At 66.1% G+C, this 1,260-nt stretch carries 1 protein-coding gene and 2 pseudogenes; 2 read left to right on the top strand and 1 reads right to left on the bottom strand.

The window, feature by feature from the left end; translation table 11 throughout:
• Positions 1-90: 90 nt before the first annotated feature.
• The gene (locus tag JJL56_RS32750) at positions 91-288 is read left to right on the top strand and encodes a hypothetical protein (RefSeq protein WP_200487936.1); all 198 of its coding nucleotides are present in this window, start codon (positions 91-93) and stop codon (positions 286-288) included.
• Between the two features lie 178 nt (positions 289-466).
• Positions 467-811 (top strand): annotated as a pseudogene (locus tag JJL56_RS34030) (PAS domain-containing protein); the annotation flags it as partial.
• A gap of 22 nt (positions 812-833) precedes the next feature.
• Here the strand turns inward: JJL56_RS34030 and JJL56_RS32740 are convergent.
• Positions 834-1,260: pseudogene (locus tag JJL56_RS32740) on the bottom strand (IS30 family transposase); the annotation flags it as partial.

Here is a 1,260-nt window from a genome sequence, read left to right as displayed (position 1 = left end):
CACCCATCGACGCGCCTTCGGGCAGCCCTTCCAAAACGCTGATGAATGATCCGGGCTAGCGCCGAGGCGGCCCGAACCAGGAGGAGTTCCATGATCGACCACGAACTTCTGGGGCGTTACCAAACGGTGTTCGGTTGCACCTTCAACGTGGCGCTCTGGACGCAACGGCCCGGCGATGGTGTGAATGACATGATGCGCGCCGCACTTGCCGGATATGGTCCGCCGGTGACCGACGAGCGTATCGCGTCCCGCGTACGTGAGCGGTTTGTATTCCCGGACGTCCCTTAGAGCGGAGCGAACCCATGTCCGTTTCCTCCGGCCCGGCGACTGCCGGCCATTGGCGCCGTGGTGAGGGTGCCGGTCGCGCCACGGGGGGCCTCTCGGTGGCCGAACGGTGGCCGGGCGCGTCTCGGAGACCCGCGCGACCGACGGCATCTGGACTCTGCCGTCCGATGCCGTCCGTGCCATGCTGCCGACCATGAACGGCTTCCGTCCCATCCCCGGCACACCGGAGCGCTCCGATGCGGAACGGAAGGTGGGAGCGGTGCGGCAACAGGGAGGAGTTTTCGTCAAAGCGGTCGCGGTCACACGGATGCCGATGATCGTCGCCGATGCAACGCTGCCGGGCAACCCGGTGATCTTCGCCAACGGCGCCTTTCTGGACATGTCCGGCTACACCATGGACGAAGTCCTCGGGCAGGAGCCGCATTTCCTGGACGGGCCGGACACCGATCCCGCGACGATCCAGCGGTTCAAGGCGGCCCTTGCCGAGCAGCGTGACGAAACGCTGGAAATCCTGCAGTACCGCAAGGACGGCGGCACACTGGGCGGATTCAAGCGGTCGTCGCAACAGCCTCTTCCCGTCCTCCCTTATCGATGGATTGGAGCAGTTCGTCCAGCGCCTCTGCTGGAGTTTTCCAGCCAAGGGTTTTGCGGGGTCTGGTGTTCAGGGCAAGTGCGACGGCCGCCAGGGGTATCGGCGTCATGCACGGCGAGGTCGGTGCCCTTGGGGAAGTACTGACGCAGCAGCCCATTGGTGTTCTCGTTCGTGCCGCGCTGCCACGGACTGCGCGGCTCGCAGAAGTAGACGCAAAGCCCGGTGTCGATCCGGATATGGGCGTGTTGGGCCATCTCCGCCCCCTGATCCCAGGTCAGCGACCGGCGGAGCTGTGCGGGCAAGGTTGCGACTGTGCGCGCGATGGCGTCGCGGACGGCCTCGGCACCATGGCCGGCAAGCGCCGGCCCATTCTTGACCCGTGG

It is taken from the genome of Azospirillum aestuarii (assembly GCF_016632405.1).
GTDB classification, from domain to species: Bacteria; Pseudomonadota; Alphaproteobacteria; order Azospirillales; family Azospirillaceae; genus Azospirillum; species Azospirillum aestuarii.
Note: the sequence above shows the minus strand (reverse complement) of the source record. Positions and strands in the feature narration are given on the sequence as shown.